Source organism: Mucilaginibacter sp. SMC90 (assembly GCF_022811725.1).
In the GTDB taxonomy this organism is placed as follows: domain Bacteria; phylum Bacteroidota; class Bacteroidia; order Sphingobacteriales; family Sphingobacteriaceae; genus Mucilaginibacter.
Window position 1 is genome coordinate 843,841 of record NZ_CP094527.1, and the last position, 23,789, is coordinate 867,629.

Below are 23,789 nucleotides of genomic sequence, written 5' to 3' on the forward strand. Positions count from 1 at the left end.
CCAAACGGGGCCTTCACCTACTTACATATTAAACACTAAACTAAAACTTGCTTATTTAAAAACGCTGTACACGTTTGTGATTTTCCAGCCGCTGCCGGTGTTGGTAACGGTTACATAGTTGCTGCGGGTAAAAGTGCTGTATTTCATATCAACTTTTACAACAGCAAGGTCATTATTGCTTTCAACAATTGAAGTGCTGGTAGTGCAATCCTGCTCGGTATTTCTGTTAGCTTTTAAAAGGTCAACCACTTCGGTTTTGCTAAAACTTAATACTTTAGTACCGCGTAACATGTTGAACTTTGCCGATTGATCCACAACTTCGCTAAAGCCTTGTATTTTACCGCGGGTCATGGCGTCTATATAGGTATTGATGGCGTAATTTTTGGTTAAATTATCGCCTTCCATTTTATCTGTTGCTTTTGCTGCAGTGCCTATTACTAATAAGGCTAAGCCAAGCATGATTGATTTTAAGGTTTTCATATTGTTGTTGTTTTTAGGTTTTTAAATTTTAAATTGTTTTTATACTCATAAGACATCGCTACCATGCATTACGTTACAGCCTGTACAATTAAATATTACGATTTAACAAACATTTAACATTTTCGCATATTTTTAGGAATGATGGCAGTGATAAGCTATTAAATAATACTTATGGTTGATTTTAATACCATTATATTACAATTTGCCGAACAGGGCGAGAAAACAGGTTGGACCTACATCGAGATTCCGGCTGATGTAGCGCAGGAGATGAAACCCGGAAATAAAAAGTCATTCCGTGTAAAAGGTAAGCTTGATGAGTTTGAAGTGCGCGGCATGGCCCTGATGCCAATGGGCGACGGGAATTTTATCATGGCTTTGCGCCGGGAGATCTGTAAAGCTATTCATAAACATCGCGGAGCTATGTTAAGGGTGCGGCTTGAACCAGATGATGATTTTAAATATGTAATCCCGGATGATTTACTGGAATGCCTGGAATATGAACCCGAAGGCGGCGAATTTTTCAATAGTCTTGCCGAAAGCCATCGCGGATATTTTATAAAATGGATTGAGAGTGCCAAAACGGAAGCTACCCGCGCAAACCGTATAGCCAGCACAGTTAATGCCATGGTACGCCGTATGGATTACGGGCAAATGCTTCGTGCTCAAAAAAAAGCGAGGGAATAAATATAAAAGCATTGTTATGACTATCCCTCCATTTAAACTTAACGGCCGGATCTGGTTAGAAATAGACGAAGAAAAAATACTTGGCCATGGCCGGGTTGAATTGCTTGAGCGCATCCACGCTTCGGGCTCCATCAGGCAGGCTGCCTTGCAAATGAAAATGTCATACAAGCAAGCCTGGGATTTGGTTAACCATATAAACGACGGTTTCAAACAACCACTCGTGATCTCAAAAAGAGGAGGCAAGGGAGGCGGAGTAGCTTTACTTACGCCTTTTGGGCAGGAGGTTATTAAAGAGTTTAGGGAATTACAGCTGAAATTCTTTCAGTTTTTGGAAGTAAACGGGAAAAAGTAGGGGTTTTATTGATTTTGTAGCCAAAAATTTCAGAATTGGTATCGGTAGGTGAATAAATTATCGGATCTATTCTGCATTTTTGCGTTATGCTTTTAAAAATATAACGAAAATCACCATATGAGAAAACAACTACCTATTTTATCACTGTTTTTTATTGCTGTATTGATGTTTTGCCATAGTAACACTATCGGGCAAACGGCAGATACAAGCAAAAGTGTGTTTAACCTTGGCCAGGTAAATATTATCGGTATAAAGGATAGCGTGCGGTCAAGCAAGCTTAATATCAACACACTTAATCTGTATAACCGTTATGATGTTTCGCATGCGCTTAATTTGTTGCCTGGTGTTACTTTAACAGCGGTGGGCCCAAGAAACGAATCGGCTATTAACGTGCGCGGTTTCGATATCAGGCAAGTGCCTGTTTATCTTGATGGTGTGCCGCTTTATGTACCTTATGATGGCTATGTCGACCTTGCCCGGTACAATACTTTTAATTTGTCGGAGATCATCGTATCTAAAGGATATTCATCTGTATTGTTTGGTCCGAATGCAGAGGGCGGTGCAATCAACCTCATTAGCCGCAAACCAGCTAAGCCATTTGAATTGAATGCTGTTGCCGGTTACTTAAATGGCGGGTATCGATTGAATACTAATATTGGCGGCACTTTTGGTAAATTTTATTACCAGGTATCAGCCTCACAATTAAAACGCGATTACTTTCCGCTATCTTCAAAATTCACACCTGTTAAAAATGAAGACGGCGGTCACCGGGATAATTCATACAGTAATGATGTTGACCTGAGTGGTAAAATTGGTTTTACCCCAACAGCATCACAGGAATACGCCGTTGGTTACACCTATCATCATGGAACAAAAGGTACGCCTGTATATGCCGGTGACGATACCCAGAACTCTTTATTTAAAAGCCCCCGTTACTGGAAATGGCCAAACTGGGATACCCGCGGTTTGTATTTGTTGAGCAACAATAAACTTAATAGCACCAACGTGATCAAAACCCGCTGGTACTATGATCAGTTTAAAAACGAGATTGATAGTTACGATAATGCATCGTACAACACTATTACCAAGCCTTATGCCTTTAAGAGTATTTATGACGATTATACGCTGGGCGGTAACGTAACTTTTGAAAACACCGATCTGAAAAATAACAACTTCAGTGTAGCAGCCCATTTTAAACAGGATGTACACCGCGAGCATAATATAGGTGAGCCAACCCGCCGCAATGCAGATAACAACTTTTATATAGGTGCCGAAGATACTTACCATATTACATCGGCCTTGAAAGTAAATGCCGGTGTTGCTTATAACGACAGGCGCAGCACACAGGCCCAGCAATATACCAACAACACCATAAGCGATTTGCCGGCGAACAGTAACGGCGCATGGAATGTTCAGGGCTTAATTCAATACGATGTTGACAACGCCAATTCGTTAAGTTTTTCGGTAGCACGTAAAACCAGGTTTGCGACCATTAAAGACCGTTACTCCTATAAATTTGGTACAGCGATTCCTAACCCCGATCTGAAAGCAGAAGACGCATTGAACTATGACCTGAGTTATCACTCGCTAATCGGTGGCAAATTGTCATTACAGGCATCGGGTTTTTACAGCAAGATCAATAACAGTATCCAAACGGTAAATAACGTAGCTGTTGATCCGGTAACAAAAACTAACCAGTCGCAGGTGCAAAATGTTGGTCGTGCAGAGTATTATGGTGCTGAGTTTGCAGTTGGTTATCCTATCATCCCACAGTTAAGGGTTGATGCTAATTATACCCTGATCGTACGTAATAATCTGTCGGCCCCGCAAATTCGGTTTACCGATGTGCCTAAAAACAAAGTATTTGCTTCGCTGCAATATTCACCGCTTGCAAAACTGTATTTCCTGGCATCTGAAGAATATAACTCAAAACGGTACAGCACCAGCTACGGCACAATATCAGGAGCATTTTACTTAACCAATGTAAAAGCACATATTACCCTGGTTAAAGGGTTTGCTATTGAAGGCGGTGTTAACAACCTTTTCGACAGGAATTATACACTGGTTGAAGGGTATCCGGAAATGGGCAGAAATTACTTTGCCAACGTGATTTTTAACTACTAATTTTAAGGTATAACTCTTAAAAACAGTTTTACAGAAACGGCATAAAATAGATAGCCGTCATTGCGAAGAACGAAGCAATCCCCGATAAGCAGAGCCGCTCTGTACAGTTCGCGATTGCTTCGTTTCTCGCAATGACGATTTGTAATAATCAACGTGAAGGATAACCGACAGGCGCAGCGTAAACTACAACTTTCCCCCAGTACGGCTAAAGTTTGGCTTATACTATGCCTTTTGCTTATGGTTGCTGGTTTAACCGCTTATACCAGTACAGAGCCGGTTATCCCCATGGGGGATTATGTATTTAATTACCCCGCCAATTTCGGCAACCGGCTCAATGTGCCTGCTGATAACCCTACCACCCAGCAGGGCGTTTATTTGGGGCGATTACTTTTTTATGAGCCTAAACTATCTGCAACCAATACAATATCGTGTGGCAGCTGTCATCAGCAATCACAAGCATTTACCGATGGTAAGGTTTTAAGCGTAGGTGTTAATAATGGATTGGCCACGCGTAATTCCATGTCGCTGGCTAACCTGCTTTGGGCACGAAAATTTTTCTGGGATGGCCGCGCCGCCGGGCTTGAAGAACAGGTTTCATTCCCGCTTACCAATCCGCACGAAATGGGGCAGTCCATAGAGGTATCCGTAAAAAAACTGAGTAACACTAAATTATACCCCGGCTTATTCAAAATTGTATATGGCGATAGCACAATAACCGGCGAACGCATAGCAAAGGCAATAGCACAATTTGAGCGCACGCTAATCTCGGCCAACTCGCTCTATGACAAATACTTGCGTAATGCTTATAAACCTACAGTTGACGAATTAAAAGGGATGGAGCTTTTTAACCGCGGCCCTGATCCGGAAAAAGGTATCCGCGGAGCAAACTGTACCCATTGCCATGGCGGACCAAAAACTTACCTGGAACTTTTTCATAACAATGGACTCGATAGTATCTCAAAAGATGAAGGCATGGCTGCCTTCACTGGCTTGGTTACCGATAGGGGCCGTTTTAAAGTGCCAACCTTGCGTAATATAGCCTTGACTGCGCCATATATGCATGACGGTCGTTTTAAAACCCTTGATGAAGTTGTTGACCATTACAGCGAACATATTAAGCAATCGGTATCATTAAGCGCTTTTTTGCAGGGTGAATCAAACGAAGCGGGAGGAAAGTCATTAAAGTTATTGCCGAAGGAAAAAAAACAACTGATAGCCTTTCTGAATATGCTTACCGATTCTACCTTTATAACCGATAAGCGGTTTGCTGATCCTCATCAATCAACAAAAAATTAAATACCATACCATGAAAAAATATGCCATTGTGCTTTTATTATTAATAACGGGTTTAGCAACTAACGCCCAAACCGCAACAAAAGAAGCTGTAGTAAAAGTAACAGGAGAGGTAACAACCCCGCTCACCATTGGCAGCGCGGACCTGCAACAATACAAGCAAACCACGGTTACCCGTAAGGACAGGGACGGAAAAGACCATACTTATTCGGGGGTGATAGTATCTGAGATCCTGGCAAAAGCCGGTGTTACTTTAGGTCCGGAACTACGAGGCGAAAACCTGGCCAAATTTCTTTTGGTTGAAGCCAGCGACGGCTACCAGGTACTTTTTGCCCTGGCCGAACTGGACAAAGGTTTTACAGATCGTACTATCATTCTTGCTGATAAAATTGATGGCCAGCCCTTAGCCCCTGCAGATGGCCCGTTCCGCATTATTGTTCAGGATGAAAAAAAACCAGCCCGCTGTATAAAGCAGGTAACTGCAATGAAAGTGATGTTCGCGAAGTAACCGAAGCGTATATTGATAATTTTTTAAGCAGCATTTATTCGAATAAGTATAAAGAAAAATTTATACACGAATGTCATGCAGATTAACGACAATTAATCGAATTAGGAATTTTAGCAAATTATTATGCCACTAAGAGGCTGTTTAAAAACGATTGTTTTTAATGTAAAGACGCATCACATGCGTCTTCCGCGTTTAATTTTCGACGGGATTAGAAGCCTTTTGAATCGGCTCGTCCGCTGTGAGACGCATGTGATGCGTCTCTACAAAAAACTTTCGATTCGTTTTTAAACAGCTTCTAAAGCAAGCTTATTAAATTGCGGGATTGAATGATTGCAGCACCAGAGGTGCTAAAGGTTTGTAGAAAATAGAATAAATGAAGTTTTAGTGTGCCAGAGGTACACAACTTTCGGCGCGCCCTGCATCCCTGGCACAATTAATTTATTCCACCTCTTCCATCAGGGTGTTAAACATCACAAATTTTTCGTTGAATTTTTCCTGGTGGGTAGCCTGGAATTTGTGCAGGTGATTCATGTAAAATTGCCGGAAATGTTCAATGCTGTCGGCATTGTACTGGATGCAATAAGTAACCCCTTCATTAGGCGAATCAATAACAGTCAGGATGCGGTATGAACTGAAATGCCCGGTAGCCATTATAGCCGGGATATGGATGGTTTTGATATAGTTAAGCCATTCTTCGTGAATGGACTCTTCAATTATTATGGTATCGTTATATACAATCATCTTGTAAAATTAGTTATTTAAGTTGAATGGTTGATTAGGTGGGTGGTTGGCAGATTCATAACAGAAGCAATTAGAAAACCACTCACTACTTAACCCAATCAACCACTCACCATATTTAAGACGCATCCGGTTTATCGCCCCTTAATAATCTGAAACGTTTGCGGGCTTCGTTGATCCACAGGCTGCCCGGGTAATCGGTTATAATTTTCTGGTAGTAGTTTTTGGCGATGGTTTTATCGTTAAGCCTGTTTTCGTAAATATCGCCCAGCATAAACACAGCATCGTCTGCCCATAAATCTGCCGGATGCTCTTCAATTATTTTTTTTAATAAAGGTACCGCGCCTGCAAAATCTTTTTGCTGGATCAGGATACGTGATTTCGACATCATGATATCATCATCCAAACTATTATTAGGAAACTTCTTACTTATGCTGTCTAATGTTATTACTGCTTTTTCGGGATTTTGGGCAAAGATCTGCAAATCGGCGCGGGCATACATTTTAAGCGCGGCCCCTGTGCTGTCGGCTACCAGATTGTCCTGGATCAGCAGTAACAGGTTAAGAGCGTCGTTAGCTATCAATTGCGATGTGGCAACTTTCAGCACATCTAACTGTCCCTTTGCCCAGGTAAAGTCGCCGGTATAATAGGCCAGTTTTGCGTTTCTGAACAAGGCATCCTGGCCTGTGGCAGTAGCCGGAAAGTCCTTTTCAACCTGGCTATAAAGCAATGTGGCTTCCCATGGCTGGTTATTGAGCAGGTAAATGTCGCCTAAATCCAGCTTGCAATCGGCCAGGAGGGCAGGCCTGATATCGCTGAGTTTTGTAGCATCTTCCAGTAACTTTTGAGCATCTTTTAGTTTATGCAGTTTAAAGGCCTGCAGGTTTGCGAGTTTTTGCATGGCAAAAGCGGTGCTGGCGTTGCGGCCGAACTCGGTGAGCAGGTCATTATAATCCTTTTCAAGGCCAAGTAAATCTTCGGGCAGGTATTTACCCGATGTTACTTTAAGATTTTTGGTATTGATAAGTTCAATTTTTGAGGGAATGTATAATGGAGTTGCTTTTCCCTTGCTAATGATATATTCATATCCGCGGATAGCTTCGTCAAAAGCTTCATTAGCAATGAAGGTACGGCACAAATCATAAATGCTGTTACCATCATCGTTTTGCCTGCGGCTCAGGGCGAGCGCCTGGTTTAGTGCCAGGTCAAACTCTTTTTGCTGCAGGTATTGCCATGTAAGCAAATCAGCGTATACAGTTTGCTGCGGATCTTTTTGGATACGCCTCAATAAAGCTGTTTTAAGCATATCATAATCGGCACCACCCTCATACACATTTGAAAAAGCGTTTTCGGCTTGGTTTATAAAGTTGGGGTTTTGAGGCAAAAAATTCAGGTATTCATCGGTAAGCGATACCTTGTCGCGCTTAAAGCGATAAAGGTTAATGAGCTCGTAGGTAAACACATTATCATTCTTCAATAGCTTACGTCCCTGCTGAAATATCTTGATAGCATAATCAATGTTAGCACTTTGATAAAACTGGGACGCCAGCGCAGCTATTTCACCCTGATCGGCAGGGAGGCTTTTGATCAGGTCGTCATAAATAGCATCGGCCTTGCTCATATTGCCTTCCTGCGTATAAATGTTACCCATCATTATGGTATACTGATGATCATCAGGATGGCGGCGGATAAGTTTTTTGGTGATACTTTCGGCCTCGTCAAATTTCTTGAGGCTAAGTAATGTATTTACATATACACTGTAGTAATTCTCGTTGTTTTGTTTGTACAGTTTTTGGTAAATCTCGAGTGCTTTTTGTGGTTCGCCGTTAGCATTGTATTGCTTGGCCAGCAGCAGGTCATTATCCTGCGCAAGCAGCGGGGTGCTAAAGCAAAAAACAAAAATAATAACGATATATAAAGCCCTCATCTGTTCAAAAATAATCAATTAATAGAATTGCTTAAGCCGGTTTGGTATATTATTTATATAACGGTTTATAAGGGTAAAATTATAGTGACATTTTGATTACATCGAAGTTATTTATCTAATTTGACGTAATTAATAAAATAGGATCCTTGTAACTATGCTGAGCCGGGCCAGATTTTTTTTTATTGTGAGTTGCATCATCGCTTTCTTTTCCTGCAACGGGAACAAGGTAAGGCAAATACCTATTATCGACTTTTTTAAAACCCCCGAAAGAAGTTTTTACCGCATTTCGCCGGATGGTAAATATGTATCATACCTTAAGCCATACAAGGATAAACAAAACATTTTTATACAATCTTTAGCCGATGGTAAAGAACGGATGGTTACCCGGTTTGAAGATTACTCTATCCGTGGCGATTACTTCTGGACTTTTAATAATCAGCTTGTTTTTTCGCAAGACCTTATCGCTACCGATTCGGTTAAGATGTATGCCTTTGATGTAGCAACCGATAAAAGCCGTACGATACTTTCGCTCGGTAACGTAAGGGTAGGACTGGTTAACCGTAACCGGCAACAGCCCGATATCATTACCATTAAAACAAATGAGCGTGATCCCGGCAATTTTGACATTTACCGTCTTGATGTAAAAACAGGCGAAATGAAGACCTATCTGCTTAACCCGGGCAATATTACCGAATGGTTTGCAGACGCAGACGGAAAGATCAGGCTGGAAAGGGCATCAGACGGCGTAAACGAAACGATCTTATTCCGCCCGGATGAGAATAAACCCTTTAGGCCTATTATCGAAAATAACTTTAAAAACGCGGTAAAGCCCATCGCATTTACCGGTGTTAAAAATTACTTTTATGCCCTCTCAAACGTAAACCGCGATAAGATGGCCCTGGTTGAGATCAATGCTGAAGATGGCAAAGAAGAGCGTACAATTTTTAGCTGCAATAAAGCGGATATTACCAGTTTTGAATACTCAAAAAACAAACGCCGTATAGAGTTTACCGGCTGGGACGAGGCTATGCCGCGCAAGCATTTTCTTGCCCCCGATGTTGAGCAAATGTACCAGACCATTCAGCATCAGCTTAAAGATAATGAGATAAGGGTAGTTGATCGTGATAGCTCTGAAAATAAATTTATCCTCAATACTTATACCGATCGTAACCCGGGCTCGTACTATCTTTTTGATAAAAGCACCGGTAAGTTAACTAAGTTGGGCGATATCAATTCAAGCCTTTTGCCGGCAGAGCTATGTGCTATGAAACCTATATCCTACAAAGCCCGGGATGGTTTATTGATAAATGGTTATTTAACACTACCCCAGGGAGATAAAAAGGATAATTACCCGGTAGTAGTTATGCCGCATGATGGCCCGTGGGGGCGTGATACCTGGGGATATGATGATCAGGTGCAGTTTTTAGCCAACCGTGGTTATGCTGTATTCCAGGTTAACTACCGCGGATCAACAGGATATGGTAAAGCATTTCGCAGTGCCGGATATAAACAAGTAGGCGGCAAAATTCAGGATGATATTACCGATGGGGTACACTGGCTTATCAATACCAAAGTTGCCAATCCTAAAAAGATAGCCATATTTGGCGGCCGTTTTGGTGGTTTTTCGGCACTTTACGGAGTTTCGTTCCACCCCGAGCTTTATAATTGTGCTGTGGTACAATACGGGCTCATTAACTTTTTTACCTATATTAAAGATGCCCCGCCATTTGTTAAACCATACTTGAAAATGACCTACGAAATGGTTGGCAACCCCGAAACAGATGCCGACCAGCTGCGGGCAATATCGCCGGTTTTTCATACCGATAAAATTAAAGTACCTTTAATCATATTTCAGGGTGCTAAAGATCAGCGGGCCAATATCAGTGAGCTTAATCAGTTTGTACGCGAACTGCGTAAACGCAATGTTGACGTGAAATATTTTTTAAAACCCAACGAACGTGCATATTTCAGAAGCGAGCATAACCGTATGGAAATGTATGCCGAAATAGAAAAGTTTTTGGATAAAAATATGCGGGTTAAACCATAAGCCGACATGGCAGTACAGAAAAACGCTTACCGGCAAAACTTCACGCTGATCACTATTTTCCTGGTGTTCATATCCATCACTTTTGTGGTAGCCTTGTTTATTTCTTATAACCTTACTGCCAAGTATGTTGAAAACGAGTTTGCCTCAAAAAAAATAGAAGTACTTGAACAAACCATTAAGCCCTACAATGAGTTTTTTCAAAATAAAATTCCCGAAATAACCTCATACCAGGGTTTTTTGGATTCTGCATCGGCAGGTAAATATGCCGCCTCGGTTTTTCATGACTATAGCTTTGTGCGCCGTATTATCTTTTATGATGCCCTTATTGGTGGCACCACTGCTATAACTGTACGAAAAAACAATTTGAGCATAGCGGCTAAAGCCGTTTATCAATATTGGCACGTTAACAACAAGGTTTACGGGGCAGGGCTGCGGAAAATGGTTAATGAGGATGATTTTAGGGAAATGGCCATTAAGCTGAGTAATTATGTGGCATTTTCGGATACGTCGCGCGTGTCAAGCCAGGATGAGCTTTTTAAGGCTTTTTGGGATGTGAAGCCTGACAAAATAAGCTATACCAATATCCTGCGCCGCGAAGATGTACGCATTTATCGTGATATGCAGATGCAGGGCAATAGCAAAGGGGCATCGTACAAGCAAAATATGATGACCTTTTACCTGGACCCCTACCTCATGAAGGTAAAAAACACGCATCCCGAGCTTTATGAAAATGTTTCGATAACCCCTGTTGTTTATGACCCTATTGATAGTGAAGGCGATAAACTGATTACTGAAGTATCATTTCCGGGGGCTTTTTCTGATTATAAGCTGTTTTTTAGTTCGGCACAGGGATATTTAACAGCCGAGATTAACCGCCGCTTTATGCCCATTGGGGCCATAGTGCTGTTGATGACTTTGGTTTTAATGTTAATAGGCTGGCTTATTTACCGTAACCTGAATGTGAATATGAAGCTTTTTAAGCTTCAGTATGATTTTATCAACAATTTTACCCATGAATTTAAGACCCCGGTAAGTGTAATTAAAATTGCCGGTTCAAACTTAAGGGGAGATGGTGAACTTACCGAAAGGCAACGGCGCCACTATGGTAAAATATTGGACGAAGAAGCAGATAAGTTGAACGAGCTCATGAACAAGTTGCTTTCGTTTACGCAAATTGAAAACAAATCCATTACACTTAAACGGGAAGGGATTGATATAGAGAATTTTATTAGCCGATATATTGATACCTTTAAAATAAAATATGCCGATTTTAAAATTGGCTATAAAATTAACGGAGTTGAAACTTTTTACACCGATCCGGTATTATTAGGGAGTGTTTTCCAAAACCTGATTGAAAATGCGTACAAGTACTCGCACCCTCAGCAAAAGGAGTTGTTTATCAATATTTCGCATGAAAGGCGCAATATTGTATTTTCATTTGCTGATAAGGGCATAGGGATACCAAAAAACGAATTGAATAATGTTTTTAAAAAGTTTTACAGGATAGAGAACCAATATAATCAAAACGGGAGCGTTGGCCTGGGTTTGGCATTTTGTAAAGAACTGGTTAATTTTATGAACGGCGATATAGCTGTTTACAGTAAAGTAAACGAAGGCTCGGAATTTATAGTTACGCTTCCATACGAAAATTAAGATATGAACAAAGAAATTAAAATTGCGCTGGTTGAAGATGATGAAAACCTGCGTTTCCTGGTTGCAGAGCGTTTGCAGTCAGAAGGTTACAAAGTACTGGAAGCCGGCAATGGTAATGATGCCGAGGCCATGATCCTGGCCGAGCAGCCTGACATTGTACTTTTAGACTGGATGTTGCCTGGTAAGCCGGGCTCGGAAGTTTGCGCAAATATTCGTGAAAAGGGTTTTGATAGGCTAATTATCATGATGACCGCCAAAGCCCAGGATGTAGACAAGATAGAGGCCTATAACTTTGGTGTTTCTGATTACATTACCAAGCCTTATAATATGGATGTGATGGTGGCCATGATTGAAAATAAGATCAAATTTTCGCTCAATAGCGAAAAGCCCGAGTCATACCGTTTTGCCAATATGGAGCACCTGCCTAACACGCACCTTCTTATTCGTGATGGCCGTAAAATAGAATTAACCATTCTCGAAAACAGGATCCTGCTGTATTTCCTGAAAAACAAAAACAAGGTAATAAACCGCGAGGAGCTGATGATGGAAGTTTGGGGTTATAATGCTGATGTAAACACCCGTACGCTGGATATGCACATAGTTCGCCTGCGTAAAAAAATAGAAACCAATGCCGATTCGCCGCAATACTTACAAACAGTAAGGGGGATTGGGTATAAGTTTGTTTATAACCAGTAGTTTCAGTTTGCAGTTTCGGGCGGGCAGTTTGCAATTCTGCAAATAGGCCTTTAAAAATATATCATTGCGAGCGAAGCGTGGCAATCTTGTAGCCAATGCATGTCAAACCTGTATAGCTACGAGATTGCAACGTCGCTCTTCGCTCAATCCTATGTAGCTCCTACAGCAGTGACATTTAGGATGATAACTTCCTATACACCCTTGCCACGATAAAATCCCCAAAAAAGGTTTTATCATCAACAACAGCATACCCTGCAGCATTAAAGCGCTTTTCAATGGCTGGCAGCTTGCTGGCTTCTATTCCACAAAGCAGTCTGAAAAAAATAAACATGCTTTTAAGCATTACATTTTGCCACCACCTGCCGGTAAGCTGAAAATCGGCATTGAGCCAAAGCCCACCAGGTTTGAGCAGGTTATGCAGGTGATTGAAAACATTATCCACCGTTTCGTTCACAAAATTATCAAACAGGAAAGGTGTTATCACTACATCGAAACCGGCGGTGAGTTTTACATTTTCAACAGCGTCATTTATAAAAACAACTTCATTTTGCCCAGTTGTTCTTTTCTTTGAAAGGGCAAGCATATTGGCCGAAATCTCTACATAAGTGATCTGTAAGCCTGCCGGATGTATTTTGGTAAGTTCATCAAGGATCCAGCCTGTGCCACCGCCTGCTATGAGTATTGTGCTGTTTACCGGCACAAAGTTTAACAAATATACCTGTGAGTTTACCAGCGCCTTACCGTAAACCAGTCTTGAAAGCCGATCATAAAACCATGCCGAGTTATCGAAATTGGCGGCCATGGTTTAATGAACAAGATATTTAAAGGAGTTGAAAACCACAATGGTGATGTACTGTAAAATCAATACGCCATTCAGATAAAAAAAGTAATAATACTCGCTTTTTTCCCTGGCCGATTTAAAGATGAGCCAACCGGTTAGGAACATGGTAAGCGTAAGTGCAAAAAAATCGAGGCTAAAGCCATTTTGCCTGAACAGGAACATCAGTACAATATAGCCCGCAAGTAATACCTGGCAAAACAGGTAAGCATACTTTTCGCCCCAAACAGCAGGAATGGTTTTAAGCCCAACTTTACGGTCATCGAACAAATCACGAATATCAAAAGGGATTGTTAATGCACCTATAAATAAAAAGCGTTTGGCTATGAGTATGGTGGTATCACGCATGGTGATATCAGTTAAGTGGCTATGCATTGACTCCAATACGGGGAACAGTACGCAGCTCATTGTCCATACCAGGGTTATTAAAAACGGCTTTAGGCCCGGGATATTTCGTAAGCCAAACTTATGATCACCTACACTAAATAAAGGCAAACTGTAGCCAAATGATAAGATACTGAGGAATATGAGCAATATCTTTGATTCGGTAGTGATGATGAAAAACAGTGGGATCAGTGACAATAAGGATACTATGGTAAACGTTACCATCAGCCTGTAATGTGCAAAAAACCAGCGCACCCTTCTGTAAGGCGATCGTTGAGGCTTGGCCGGCCGGGCAATAAGTACACAAAAATTATATATACCAAGTGTTGAAGTAAATAACAAGCCCAAAACCGGGAACACTGGTCTTGATCCTATTAAATGAAAGGTGAGCAAAGCCTGTGCTACCGCACAAAGCGACATGAAAATATTACTGAAGAGCAGAAAATCTAAAACTTGTTGTAATAATTTCTTCATCGGTAACGAGGGCGCAGCGTATGCCAGGATCTCTTAAGAAATTGGTAGCGACGGATCGTGGCCTGCTTTTAATGTAAATATCGTAATCTCCGGCAATATTCCAACCCTTCCGGTTAAGCCAACAAAGCCAAAACCAACGTTTACATATAATTGTTGCATGTTTTCCTGGTAATGGCCTGCCCATTCGTTATAAACATATTTTATAGGGCTGTACTGGAAATGTTCGGTACGTACGCCAAACTGCATGCCGTGAGTATGGCCTGCAAACATGGCGTCAATTTGCGGATACTTAGGCAATACCTCGGCCCTCCAGTGTGATGGGTCATGTGAAAGCAGGAGTTTTACCGGTAAATCATCTGTGTTTTTTACTGCAAGGTCCATGCGGCCATATTTAGGGAAGCGGCTGTATTCGCTCCAGTTCTCGATACCTAAAATGCCTATTTCTTCCCCATTTATTTTGAGGCGTCGGTTTTCGTTAAGCAGCAGGTCCCAGCCCATATTTTTGTGGGTGGCTATCAGGTCCTGATGGTTTTTCTTTTTGTCTCCCAGTTTATACCAGTCACCATAATCGCCATAATCGTGATTACCGAGGGTTGAGAAAACGCCGAGCGGGGCTTTCACCTTGCTGAAAATATCCTGGTAATCGGTCATTTCTGATGCTTCACCATTAACCAGGTCGCCTGTAAAAAATATGAGATCAGGTTTTTCTTTCAGCAGCATTTCAACGCCGCCAAGCACTGCTTTTTTGTTATAGAAACTACCCGAATGAATATCCGAAATTTGCCCTATCCTTAACCCATCAAATGCCTTTGGCAGGTTTGGCAGGTACATGTTTTGATACCATACGTGATAGTCATATGACCCTTTGGGCATCGCTGTTTTAATAGCGGCCAAGGGAACAGCAGCCGCAAGCAAACCAGCTTTTAGCAGAAATTCTGATCGCGGGATGGTTTGGATATTAGTGGTAGTGGCAGGAGCAGCTTGATTATGAGAAGCAGTAGGAGTTAGGGTAGGCGTAGTAGCTGCGGATGTTTTCCTTTTTAGCAGAAACTTTCTTCTGATATCATCGGCAAAAATGAACAGTATGAAAGTGAACTTACAGATGAGCAGGATAAACGTAATCAGCAAACAAGCTGCCCGTACACCGGTGCCCGCAAAGTCTGCGTAGCCGCCTGTTATAAGTGCTGCAATACATAGGGCCGAACATCCCCAATAAAAAATGGCGAAAGCTTTTGATTGCAGCAGTCGCCATTTTTGGAATGCGCCACGAATGCCCTGTAAAACATACCGGTCAATCAGCAGCTCAATTATTATCCAGAATAAAATACTCAGCGCTTTAAAAATCATATCAGCGCAATATATTTAGTATCGGTCGTCGTCAATATCAAGGTCGTCGTCATCGGGTTGCAAGTTAAACAAACTGTTAAACATATCCGAAAACGCAAAGCCATTATCAAGGAAACCTTTATTCAATTGTGAAAATTCCGACAGGCCGTGAAGTACAAACTCCATCAGCAGCAATTGCTGGCTTTCGCCTAAGCGCGGGTGGATCTTTTTAACCAGGTCTTTCAAACCGGCAACTTCTTCCAGTGCTTTTTTGTACTCCTGCATTGGCATATCATCAACCAAAGCTACGTTGTTGCCATCGCCAAACCAGTTGATGATAGCAGCATATGGATTAGGTGCTTTAGCTTTTTTAGCTTTTTCCGGATCGGGGAAAAACGAGAGCAGCAGGCTTTTAATTGCTTTACCTATCAGGATGTTGGCCACTTTGCCCGGGCCCTCCAGCTCACCTTCGTAAACAAGCTCGATTTTACCGGTGATGGCCGGGATCACGCCTAAAAAGTCGGTAATACGTACAAAAGTTGTTTTTTCGTGGTTGATGATCATCCTGCGTTCGGCATTGCTGATCAGGTTTTCGTAAGCCGAGATCGTTAAACGTGCAGATACCCCCGATTTTTTATCGATATATTCCGAGTTACGGGCTTCAAACGCAATTTGCTCAACCAGGTTTTTTACCAATCCATCAGCCTCGATAGCTATGCGCTGATCGTCGGTGAGAGAAGCCTCTTGTTGAGTGATCTTGCGTGAAATTTCAACCGAACGCGGGTAGTGCGTCAGGATCTGACTTTCAATACGGTCTTTAAGCGGCGTAACTATCGAGCCACGATTGGTATAATCTTCAGGGTTGGCCGTAAACACAAACTGAATATCCAGCGGTAAGCGTAATTTAAAACCACGGATCTGGATGTCTTTCTCTTGCAGGATGTTGAACAGCGATACCTGGATCCGGGCTTGCAGATCGGGCAATTCGTTAATTACAAAGATACCGCGGTGTGCACGGGGGATCAATCCGAAATGGATCACACGCTCATCCGAATAAGTTAATTTTAATGTAGCCGCCTTGATAGGGTCAACGTCGCCAATTAAATCGGCAACAGTAACATCCGGGGTAGCCAGTTTTTCGGTGTAACGTTCCGAGCGATGGATCCAGCCAATAGGGGTATCATCGCCCTTTTCGGTTATGATACTGTGGCCAAACCACGAAATAGGGTTGTAAGGATCATCAAACAATTCAGATCCTTCAATATAAGGAATATACTCGTCAAGCAGGTTAACCAGCAAACGGGCAATACGGGTTTTAGCCTGGCCGCGTAAGCCCAGTAATAAAATGTTGTGGCGCGACAGGATTGCAGTTTGCAAATCTGGAATAACAGTATCTTCAAAACCTATGATGCCCTCAAAGCCGCCTTCGCGTTTTTTAAGCTGTTCAATCAGGTTAGCACGTAATTCATCTTTAACCGAGCGGCTTTTGTAGCCTGTTTGCTTTAACTGGCCGAGGGTTTTTATATCCAATAGTTTACTCATTCTTATATTATGATTTCACCGATGAAGATTTGATTTCACCGATTTTTTTATTTGTTGGGATTCCACAGATTATTTTGTGATCTCGCCGATTTTTAACTAACCTCTAATCTCCAACCACCAATCTCTACCTTACAGTCTTTCTTCTGTTTTTGATGTAATCCTCAAAAATGTATTCACCAAGGCCGTTCAGGGAGCTGTAAAACGCTTTGCCGCCGTTTGTTTCTGTGAATTTACGCACAAACTGTTGCAAATAGGGGTCTTTAGCTATCATAAACGTGGTGATCGGTATTTTTAACCGTTTACATTGGGCAGCCATGTTAAGGGTTTTGTTTACCACTTTCCTGTCAAGGCCAATGCTGTTTTTATAATACCTGGTTCCTTCCTTTAAACAAGTAGGCTTGCCATCGGTGATCATGAAAATTTGCTTGTTGTGTGTTTTACGACGACGGAGCAGATCGGTAGCCAGTTCCAAACCTGCATAGGTATTGGTATGGTAAGGGCCAACTTGCAGGTATGGTAAATCCTGCAGGGTTATAGGCCATGCATCGTTACCAAAAACAACAATATCCAATGTATCTTTAGGGTATTTGGTGCGGATCAGTTCGGCAAGGGCCATGGCTACTTTTTTAGCCGGAGTTATCCTGTCTTCACCATAAAGGATCATGGAGTGCGAAATATCGATCATGAGCACAGTTGAGGTAAGGGTTTTGTAATCCATTTCCTCTACTTCCAGATCGCGTTCGGTCATCATAAAATCGCCTATGCCATGGTTAACCTGGGCATTATGGATAGATTGGGTCATATCGATCTGGTCTAGGCTGTCGCCAAACTCAAACTCGCGGCGTTCGGCATTTTTTTCATCACCCTGCCCCGATTGCGGAGAGCGGTGATTGCCTTTGCCCGATTTTTTTAGCTTGCCGAAGATCTCTTCCAGGGCCGATTGCCTGATACTTTGCTCAGTTTTTGCCGTGATCCTGAATTCACCATTCTCATTGTTTTCATCAAGGTAGCCTTTTTGTTTCAGCTCGTCGATGAAATCGCCCATGCCATAGTCATCGTTGGTGAGGTTGTATTGCTTATCGAGTTCGTTAAGCCAGGCTAAAGCTTCGCCGGCATCGCCCGATGTGTAATTGAGCAACTCGAGGAATAATTTTAATAGTTCGTCAAATCCGCCTTTAGGGATTTGGTTGGGCTTAAATTTGGAAAATCCAAAACCGCGCATATTTTGTCCTTTCTGTACATAAAGGAACGGAATATTTTGATGAAAAGTTTTGCTGTGTAAGGGATAAAGTAAATTGTTAGGTAAGTATGACAATTAGATTTTGGATTTCGGAATTGGTATTTCGGATTTAAAAGTCATTTTCTATCTCAAAAATAAATCCGAAATCGAACATTCGAAATCCGAATTTCTAAATGTATGCTAAACTGTTCAGCAATTCAGCCGGATATACCGGGTTGGCACCGCGCTGGCTGGCTACATACGAGCCAACGGAGCAAGCTTTATCAACCACTTGCTGCATTGGTTTCCCAGCCAGCAAACCTGATACAAAAGTAGCCAGGAACGCATCGCCGGCACCTACGGTGTCAGCAACTTTTACAGGGCAGCCAGGGCTATCGTAAAATTCGTGATCATGCCATACCAGCGCGCCATGTTCGCCGCGGGTTACACAAATGGTTTGGCTATGGTATTTGGACCGGAATTCGCCAATTTTATCACGCAGTGGGGCGCTTCCGCCGCCTATGAGCAAATCGGCCTCCTCTTCGTTCATTTTCACCACATCGGCACGGGCAACCAGCGTTTCGATAGTTGATAGCGTATAATGAGGCGGACGAAGGTTTACATCAAATATCTTTAACGCAGGGGTTTCGTCAAGCAGGTTTAACAAGGTTTCGCGGGTAGTTGTAGTGCGGCATGCTAAACTGCCGAATACAATGGCCCGTGCTGCCTGGGCAGCCTTAACGAGTGCGGCTGACGGCTGTATGTTATCCCATGAAACAGGCTGGGGAATAATGTAAGTGGCGGTATTATTTTCATCAAGCTGCACGGTAACCTCGCAGGTTGGAAATTCATCATCTTGCTGAATCAGGTCTGAGTACAGATCATTGCTTTTTAAAAAGCCTATCAATGCATCGCCCGAATTATCCATACCAACCGAACTTGCAAACGCTGTTTTAACCCCTTGCTGTACCAGATGCCTGGCCACATTCATAGGTGCGCCGCCGGCCTTTTTACCATCGCCAAAAGCGTCCCATAAAACTTCGCCGAAGCTTAATACCTGATTTCCCATAGTTGAAATTGTTTTTTAGTGTCGATGAAAACCAAATATACTGTATTAAGTTGGATTTTATTTTTGTGGAAACTGCATGATACAGGTTGTCAGGCCTTAAATTAAGCGAATTGAAGAATTAGTGGAATTTTTCCATTTAATTATGTTAATTCGGGCAATTCTTAAAATTCAGGTTCAGACAAAAAGCTACCTTTATTATATGAAAAGAATATTACTGAGTTTTGTGGTTTTGCTTGTTACAGTTTCATGCTTTGCGCAGGACAGGCAAGCGATCCTGAAAGTGATGCATACGCAGGAAGAAGCCTGGAACCGTGGCGATATTGAAGGGTTTATGACAACCTACTGGAAATCAGATTCGTTGGTTTTTGTAGGGAAGACTGGCCCCACCTATGGCTGGCAAACAACACTTGAACACTATAAACAAACCTATCCTGACAAGGCTGCTATGGGGCAGCTTACTTTCAATATTATACAGATAAAAGTGCTTGACAAAGCTAACGCCTTTGTTTTAGGCGGATGGAAGCTAACCCGCGAAAAGGATGCCCCGGGCGGTTATTATACGTTATGGTTCAGGAAAATTAAGGGCGAGTGGAAGATAGTTTGTGATCACACTTCGTGAAGAGGTGGTTGGAGCCAAGAGATTTTTGAATAGACAATAGAGATTTGGAAGCGTAAGGAATGAGCGATTCCCCTCTTGAGAGGGGTGGAGGGGTGTGTTTCTCTTCGCTTGATGAACACGCCCCTGCTGCTGCACATTCCACCGCGCCCCCTCTCAAGAGGGGAATTTAAAAGATACCGGATCTCAAAAAATACTACTGCATGAAAAGAGGTTTGGTAATTGGGAAGTTTTTGCCACTGCACATAGGGCATATGGCTTTGATTGGTTACGCGCTTGAGCATTGTGATGAGCTTGTAGTGGTTATTGGGGCCAGTGATGATGAGCCCATTGATGGAGCTATCAGGCTTGACTGGCTCGAAAAAACCTACGCAGGTAATGAAAAGGTTAAGCCGGTATTATTAAGTTACGATGAGGCTATGCTGCCGGGCATCGGCGATTCGATAGAAAACATGTCGAGACTTTGGGCCAGCTATCTTAAAAAGAAATTGCCTCCTATTGATGTCATATTTGCTTCGGAGGCTTACGGTGCTTACATGGGGCGGTTTTTAGATTGTGAAAGTATTATTTATGAAGAATCCTGCAAAGTTGTCCCTGTAGCGGCTGCAAGGATCAGGGAAGAGCCTAACTTATACCTGCACCTTTTACCCGACGCGGTTAAGGAATATTATAAAAACCAGGTTGGGTAATTCCGTTATACTTTATCAACCCAATCCCTCTTAAAATCGGAAGGATTTTTACCGACTATTTTGTTGAAAAGTTTATTGAAATATGATAAGCTTTCAAAGCCCACAGCGTAGCAGGTTTCGGTTACATTTTTATCCTGCATCAGCAGGTTTTTGGCTACATCAACCCGGTATTGGTTCAAAAAATCGGTAAAAGTCATTTTAGTTTGCTTTTTGAAATACCGGCAAAAAGCTGCGGTGCTGAAATTTACTTTAGCTGCTATCACGTTTACATCGGGCTTAAGATTGTAGTTACTGCCTATATATTCATAAACAGCTCCCATCCTGATCTTATCTTTTAAAAAGAATTGCAGTTTTAACTCATCATTATTTAAAACGGTAAATTCATTTGAACCGGCCAGGATATTGAAGATCTCCATCAATCCCAGTAATTGCTGAAACGAGCCCATCCCTGGTAATAGCTTTAGTTTTTGCACTGCCAATATTCTGGTTTCGCCATAAAAAGCAACGCCGTTGGCCGCCCTTTTGAAAAGCTGCTCAATGGCCGAAAATTCGGGCGTGATGCCTATCGCAGTGCCCATAAAATCTTCTTTCAATTGCACCACTATTTGGTGGTATTCGCTCCGGAGGCGGTAATCAAAATTGAGATGGGGGAGGTTACTGCCAATAAGAACTAAGTCCTGCTGGGTATAGCCGGAGATATGCGAGCCAACATGCCTGATCCCGGCATCGGCCTCCACGTAAACCAACTCATATTCCGGGTGATAATGCCACAGGAAAGTGTTCCTGAGCCGGGGCGAAAAAAGTTTGAACGATTTGCCCGGTTCAAAATCTACCTTCTCTAACTGGATTTTATCCATGCTGTATTGGATATTTGATTTTATTAAAGATAGTTAATTGATCAATACAGAGCAAATTTTGATCATTGTGCAGGATAGCCCGACTTCAATTCAAGCCTAATTTTGAGTTATAAATCAAGTCAGAATTATGAAGACCGAAAACGCAACCATGACCATGGCAACCGCACCTGCAAATGCCCATAAAGAGATTCCCGGCAACCCATCGACCGCAAAATCAAGCCAAATAGGGCTGAACAAACGTGTTAACAACGAGCCGTTAAAAATACTGAGCGAAGCCGATTGGCAATTTTGGATAAAGAATGGTTACGTGATCATTAAAAACGCGGTATCTAAAGCCCAGGTTCAGAAGCTGGCCGATTACCTGTGGCAATATGAAGGCAAAGATGCCAATGACATAGACACCTGGTATAAAAAGCCCAATGCGCAAATGCAAATGACCGAGCTGAACAATACCGGCATGGTTGAAATTTATAATCAGCAGTTTATGTGGGATAACCGCCAATACCCGAAGGTCCACGCAGCTTTTGCGGATATCTGGGGTACGGAGAAACTATGGGTAACTATAGATAGGGCTAACCTGAATTTTCCGCTTCGTCCCGGATTTGAATATAAAGGGTTTATCCACTGGGATTACGACCCTGAAACCAAGCCACAAAACGTGCAGGGTGTATTGGCCCTTGCCGATCAAACTGACGAAAACATGGGCGGTTTTCAATGTATCCCCGAATTATATCGAACATACGATGCCTGGAAATTAACCCAGCCTCAAAATAGGGATCATTATAAACCTGATACTACCGGCTTCGAAATTGTCAAAGTAAAGCTGGAAGCCGGCGATCTGTTGATATTTAACAGCCTGCAGCCGCATGGTATCAGGCCTAATACAAGCAATGATAAAGTACGCATAGCCCAGTACATTTCCATGATGCCCGCTCAGGAAGATAATGAAGAACTAAGGCAGTGGCGTATCAACAGCTGGCAAGGACGCGAAGCTATGCAGGGCTACGCTTTTCCGGGCGATCCGATGGAACGTGAAAAGCAAAACCCGGTAGCTGAGCTTAGCGAGCTTGGTAAAAAGCTTTTGGGATTAGAGCGTTGGTAGGTTGTTGTCAGGATAAAAGCAAGGGATTGTGCGATTCCCTCCCTTGGGAGGGTGTAGGGAGGGGTTTCAGCGAGATACTTGGACGTTGCAAAATCGCATAACCCCTCCCTGCCAACACGCAATCCTGACGCGCCCCTCCCAAGGGAGGGAATTAAAAAACAAAAAAGCGATGGATAAAATCCATCGCTTTTAATATCATGACTTAAAACTAAAAACTTAATACTTCCAACTTAAAAAGGTTTCCCTGCGGCAAGTTCCCGGTTGGCCCATTTAACAGCCAGGCCTTCGCGGTATTTAGCGTATTTGCCTTTGAACATCATTTTTAATGCGCTGTCAACACCACCTTTAATGGCCAGGTTGTACAGGCTTGCCGCTTTACGGCTGATACTTGCATCCCAGGCGCGCAGGCTAAGGGAATATGAGCCATCAACATATTTCATCCAGTGCCAGTAACCGGTAGGCATAAACAGGGTATCGCCGTGTTCAAGAAAAACTTCGATGCCTTCAACGCCGTCAAGCGCCGGAAATTTTTTAACATCGGGGTTTAGTACATCATAATCTTCCAGTGCATAGGTGGCATTGGGGATACAGTACAGGCGGCGCTTCCACTTATTTTCGAACAGGATCACATGTTTGCGGCCCCCAAAATGGGTATGGAAAATATGCGGAAGGTCGATATCGTAATGTAAAAATGTAACCGAGTTTGAGCCGCCGAAAAACATGGCAGGCATACTCTCTAAAAAGCCGCCCATCAAATCTTTTGGTAATACAACATCATCTAAAAGCTGCGGCGCTTGCTTAAATATATTAAAGAAAAAAATCCTTAATTCGGTTGGTTTACTGCGGATAAGGTCGATATATTCATCAAAAGGCATTTCGGTTGCCGATGAATTGATGGGCTTTGACGGATCGGCTTTGGAGTTATCATACAGTGGCACCACTTTGCTGCCAACAACCTGTTTTAAATATTCGGGTGTCCATTTTTCGCGGGCAGGCCAGCTTTTGGTAAGCCCTTTGATAACCAGCGGGCGACGAGGGTTCAAATAATTCTTCTTAAAGTCTTCGGGAGAAATATTTTCAACCGTATCGATCGGGTTAAGAATGAAGCACATAATAGTTATATTACTTTAGGAGATTACGCTTATTTTAAAATAAAGTTACAGTATTGTTT

The 23,789-nt window shown here is 42.4% G+C and carries 22 protein-coding genes; 11 read left to right on the plus strand and 11 right to left on the minus strand.

What is annotated here, in order from left to right; all coding sequences use genetic code 11:
- Positions 1–51 precede the first annotated feature (51 nt).
- Complete coding sequence (locus tag MTO98_RS03755) at positions 52–480, minus strand: nuclear transport factor 2 family protein (RefSeq protein ID WP_243485293.1); 429 nt, start codon at positions 478–480, stop codon at positions 52–54.
- Positions 481–651: 171 nt separating this feature from the next.
- Here MTO98_RS03755 and MTO98_RS03760 point away from each other — a divergent pair, with 171 nt between their 5' ends.
- The 5 genes from MTO98_RS03760 (at position 652) to MTO98_RS03780 (ending at position 5,441) form a co-directional block, all read left to right on the plus strand.
- Entirely contained in the window at positions 652–1,164 is a 513-nt protein-coding gene (locus MTO98_RS03760) for a YdeI/OmpD-associated family protein (protein WP_243485294.1), read from the plus strand.
- A gap of 16 nt (positions 1,165–1,180) precedes the next feature.
- The gene (locus MTO98_RS03765; RefSeq protein WP_243485295.1) at positions 1,181–1,516 is read left to right on the plus strand and encodes a winged helix-turn-helix domain-containing protein; all 336 of its coding nucleotides are present in this window, start codon (positions 1,181–1,183) and stop codon (positions 1,514–1,516) included.
- 117 nt (positions 1,517–1,633) lie between these two features.
- A complete protein-coding gene (locus MTO98_RS03770; protein ID WP_243485296.1) occupies positions 1,634–3,640 on the plus strand; it encodes a TonB-dependent siderophore receptor in 2,007 nt (668 codons plus the stop codon).
- A gap of 153 nt (positions 3,641–3,793) precedes the next feature.
- Positions 3,794–4,936, plus strand: coding sequence for a cytochrome-c peroxidase (locus MTO98_RS03775; protein WP_243485297.1), 1,143 nt, complete (start codon positions 3,794–3,796; stop codon positions 4,934–4,936).
- 10 nt (positions 4,937–4,946) lie between these two features.
- Positions 4,947–5,441, plus strand: coding sequence for a molybdopterin-dependent oxidoreductase (locus MTO98_RS03780; protein WP_243485298.1), 495 nt, complete (start codon positions 4,947–4,949; stop codon positions 5,439–5,441).
- Between the two features lie 438 nt (positions 5,442–5,879).
- On the opposite strand, the gene MTO98_RS03785 is transcribed toward MTO98_RS03780, so the two are convergent.
- Both MTO98_RS03785 and MTO98_RS03790 read right to left on the minus strand, forming a co-directional pair.
- Positions 5,880–6,182, minus strand: coding sequence for a DUF4286 family protein (locus MTO98_RS03785; protein WP_243485299.1), 303 nt, complete (start codon positions 6,180–6,182; stop codon positions 5,880–5,882).
- A gap of 115 nt (positions 6,183–6,297) precedes the next feature.
- Positions 6,298–8,106: a tetratricopeptide repeat protein gene (locus MTO98_RS03790; protein ID WP_243485300.1), complete on the minus strand. Its 1,809-nt coding sequence runs from the start codon at positions 8,104–8,106 to the stop codon at positions 6,298–6,300.
- Positions 8,107–8,290: 184 nt separating this feature from the next.
- On the opposite strand from MTO98_RS03790, the gene MTO98_RS03795 reads away from it, so the two are divergent.
- Genes MTO98_RS03795 through MTO98_RS03805 form a run of 3 tightly spaced genes read left to right on the plus strand, consistent with a single transcriptional unit; the run spans position 8,291 to position 12,502 of the window.
- On the plus strand, positions 8,291–10,153 hold the full coding sequence (locus MTO98_RS03795) for a prolyl oligopeptidase family serine peptidase (RefSeq protein WP_243485301.1): 1,863 nt from the start codon (positions 8,291–8,293) through the stop codon (positions 10,151–10,153).
- Between the two features lie 6 nt (positions 10,154–10,159).
- Positions 10,160–11,806, plus strand: a complete 1,647-nt coding sequence (locus MTO98_RS03800; protein ID WP_243485302.1) for a sensor histidine kinase KdpD — start codon at positions 10,160–10,162, stop codon at positions 11,804–11,806.
- Positions 11,807–11,809: 3 nt separating this feature from the next.
- Positions 11,810–12,502 carry a response regulator transcription factor gene (locus tag MTO98_RS03805; protein WP_243485303.1) on the plus strand — a complete coding sequence of 231 codons (693 nt, stop codon included), beginning with the start codon at positions 11,810–11,812 and terminating at the stop codon, positions 12,500–12,502.
- Between the two features lie 175 nt (positions 12,503–12,677).
- Here the strand turns inward: MTO98_RS03805 and MTO98_RS03810 are convergent, their stop codons facing one another.
- The 6 genes from MTO98_RS03810 to MTO98_RS03835 form a co-directional block, all read right to left on the minus strand.
- Positions 12,678–13,304, minus strand: a complete 627-nt coding sequence (locus tag MTO98_RS03810) for a bifunctional 2-polyprenyl-6-hydroxyphenol methylase/3-demethylubiquinol 3-O-methyltransferase UbiG (RefSeq protein ID WP_243485304.1) — start codon at positions 13,302–13,304, stop codon at positions 12,678–12,680.
- A gap of 3 nt (positions 13,305–13,307) precedes the next feature.
- On the minus strand, positions 13,308–14,198 hold the full coding sequence (locus MTO98_RS03815) for a hypothetical protein (protein WP_243485305.1): 891 nt from the start codon (positions 14,196–14,198) through the stop codon (positions 13,308–13,310).
- Between the two features lie 33 nt (positions 14,199–14,231).
- Positions 14,232–15,545: a metallophosphoesterase gene (locus MTO98_RS03820; protein ID WP_243485306.1), complete on the minus strand. Its 1,314-nt coding sequence runs from the start codon at positions 15,543–15,545 to the stop codon at positions 14,232–14,234.
- A gap of 15 nt (positions 15,546–15,560) precedes the next feature.
- On the minus strand, positions 15,561–17,066 hold the full coding sequence (locus MTO98_RS03825) for a sigma 54-interacting transcriptional regulator (RefSeq protein WP_110585774.1): 1,506 nt from the start codon (positions 17,064–17,066) through the stop codon (positions 15,561–15,563).
- Positions 17,067–17,190: 124 nt separating this feature from the next.
- Entirely contained in the window at positions 17,191–18,288 is a 1,098-nt protein-coding gene (locus MTO98_RS03830; RefSeq protein WP_243487913.1) for a VWA domain-containing protein, read from the minus strand.
- A gap of 187 nt (positions 18,289–18,475) precedes the next feature.
- Positions 18,476–19,354, minus strand: coding sequence for a PfkB family carbohydrate kinase (locus MTO98_RS03835; RefSeq protein WP_243485307.1), 879 nt, complete (start codon positions 19,352–19,354; stop codon positions 18,476–18,478).
- 199 nt (positions 19,355–19,553) lie between these two features.
- On the opposite strand from MTO98_RS03835, the gene MTO98_RS03840 reads away from it, so the two are divergent.
- Entirely contained in the window at positions 19,554–19,973 is a 420-nt protein-coding gene (locus MTO98_RS03840; protein WP_243485308.1) for a DUF4440 domain-containing protein, read from the plus strand.
- 200 nt (positions 19,974–20,173) lie between these two features.
- Entirely contained in the window at positions 20,174–20,659 is a 486-nt protein-coding gene (locus tag MTO98_RS03845) for an adenylyltransferase/cytidyltransferase family protein (RefSeq protein ID WP_243485309.1), read from the plus strand.
- Between the two features lie 5 nt (positions 20,660–20,664).
- On the opposite strand, the gene MTO98_RS03850 is transcribed toward MTO98_RS03845, so the two are convergent.
- Positions 20,665–21,516, minus strand: coding sequence for an AraC family transcriptional regulator (locus MTO98_RS03850; protein WP_243485310.1), 852 nt, complete (start codon positions 21,514–21,516; stop codon positions 20,665–20,667).
- Positions 21,517–21,643: 127 nt separating this feature from the next.
- Between MTO98_RS03850 and MTO98_RS03855 the strand changes: the two genes are divergently transcribed.
- Positions 21,644–22,618, plus strand: a complete 975-nt coding sequence (locus tag MTO98_RS03855; RefSeq protein ID WP_243485311.1) for a phytanoyl-CoA dioxygenase family protein — start codon at positions 21,644–21,646, stop codon at positions 22,616–22,618.
- Positions 22,619–22,848: 230 nt separating this feature from the next.
- On the opposite strand, the gene MTO98_RS03860 is transcribed toward MTO98_RS03855, so the two are convergent.
- Positions 22,849–23,730, minus strand: a complete 882-nt coding sequence (locus MTO98_RS03860) for a cupin-like domain-containing protein (RefSeq protein ID WP_243485312.1) — start codon at positions 23,728–23,730, stop codon at positions 22,849–22,851.
- Positions 23,731–23,789: the final 59 nt, after the last annotated feature.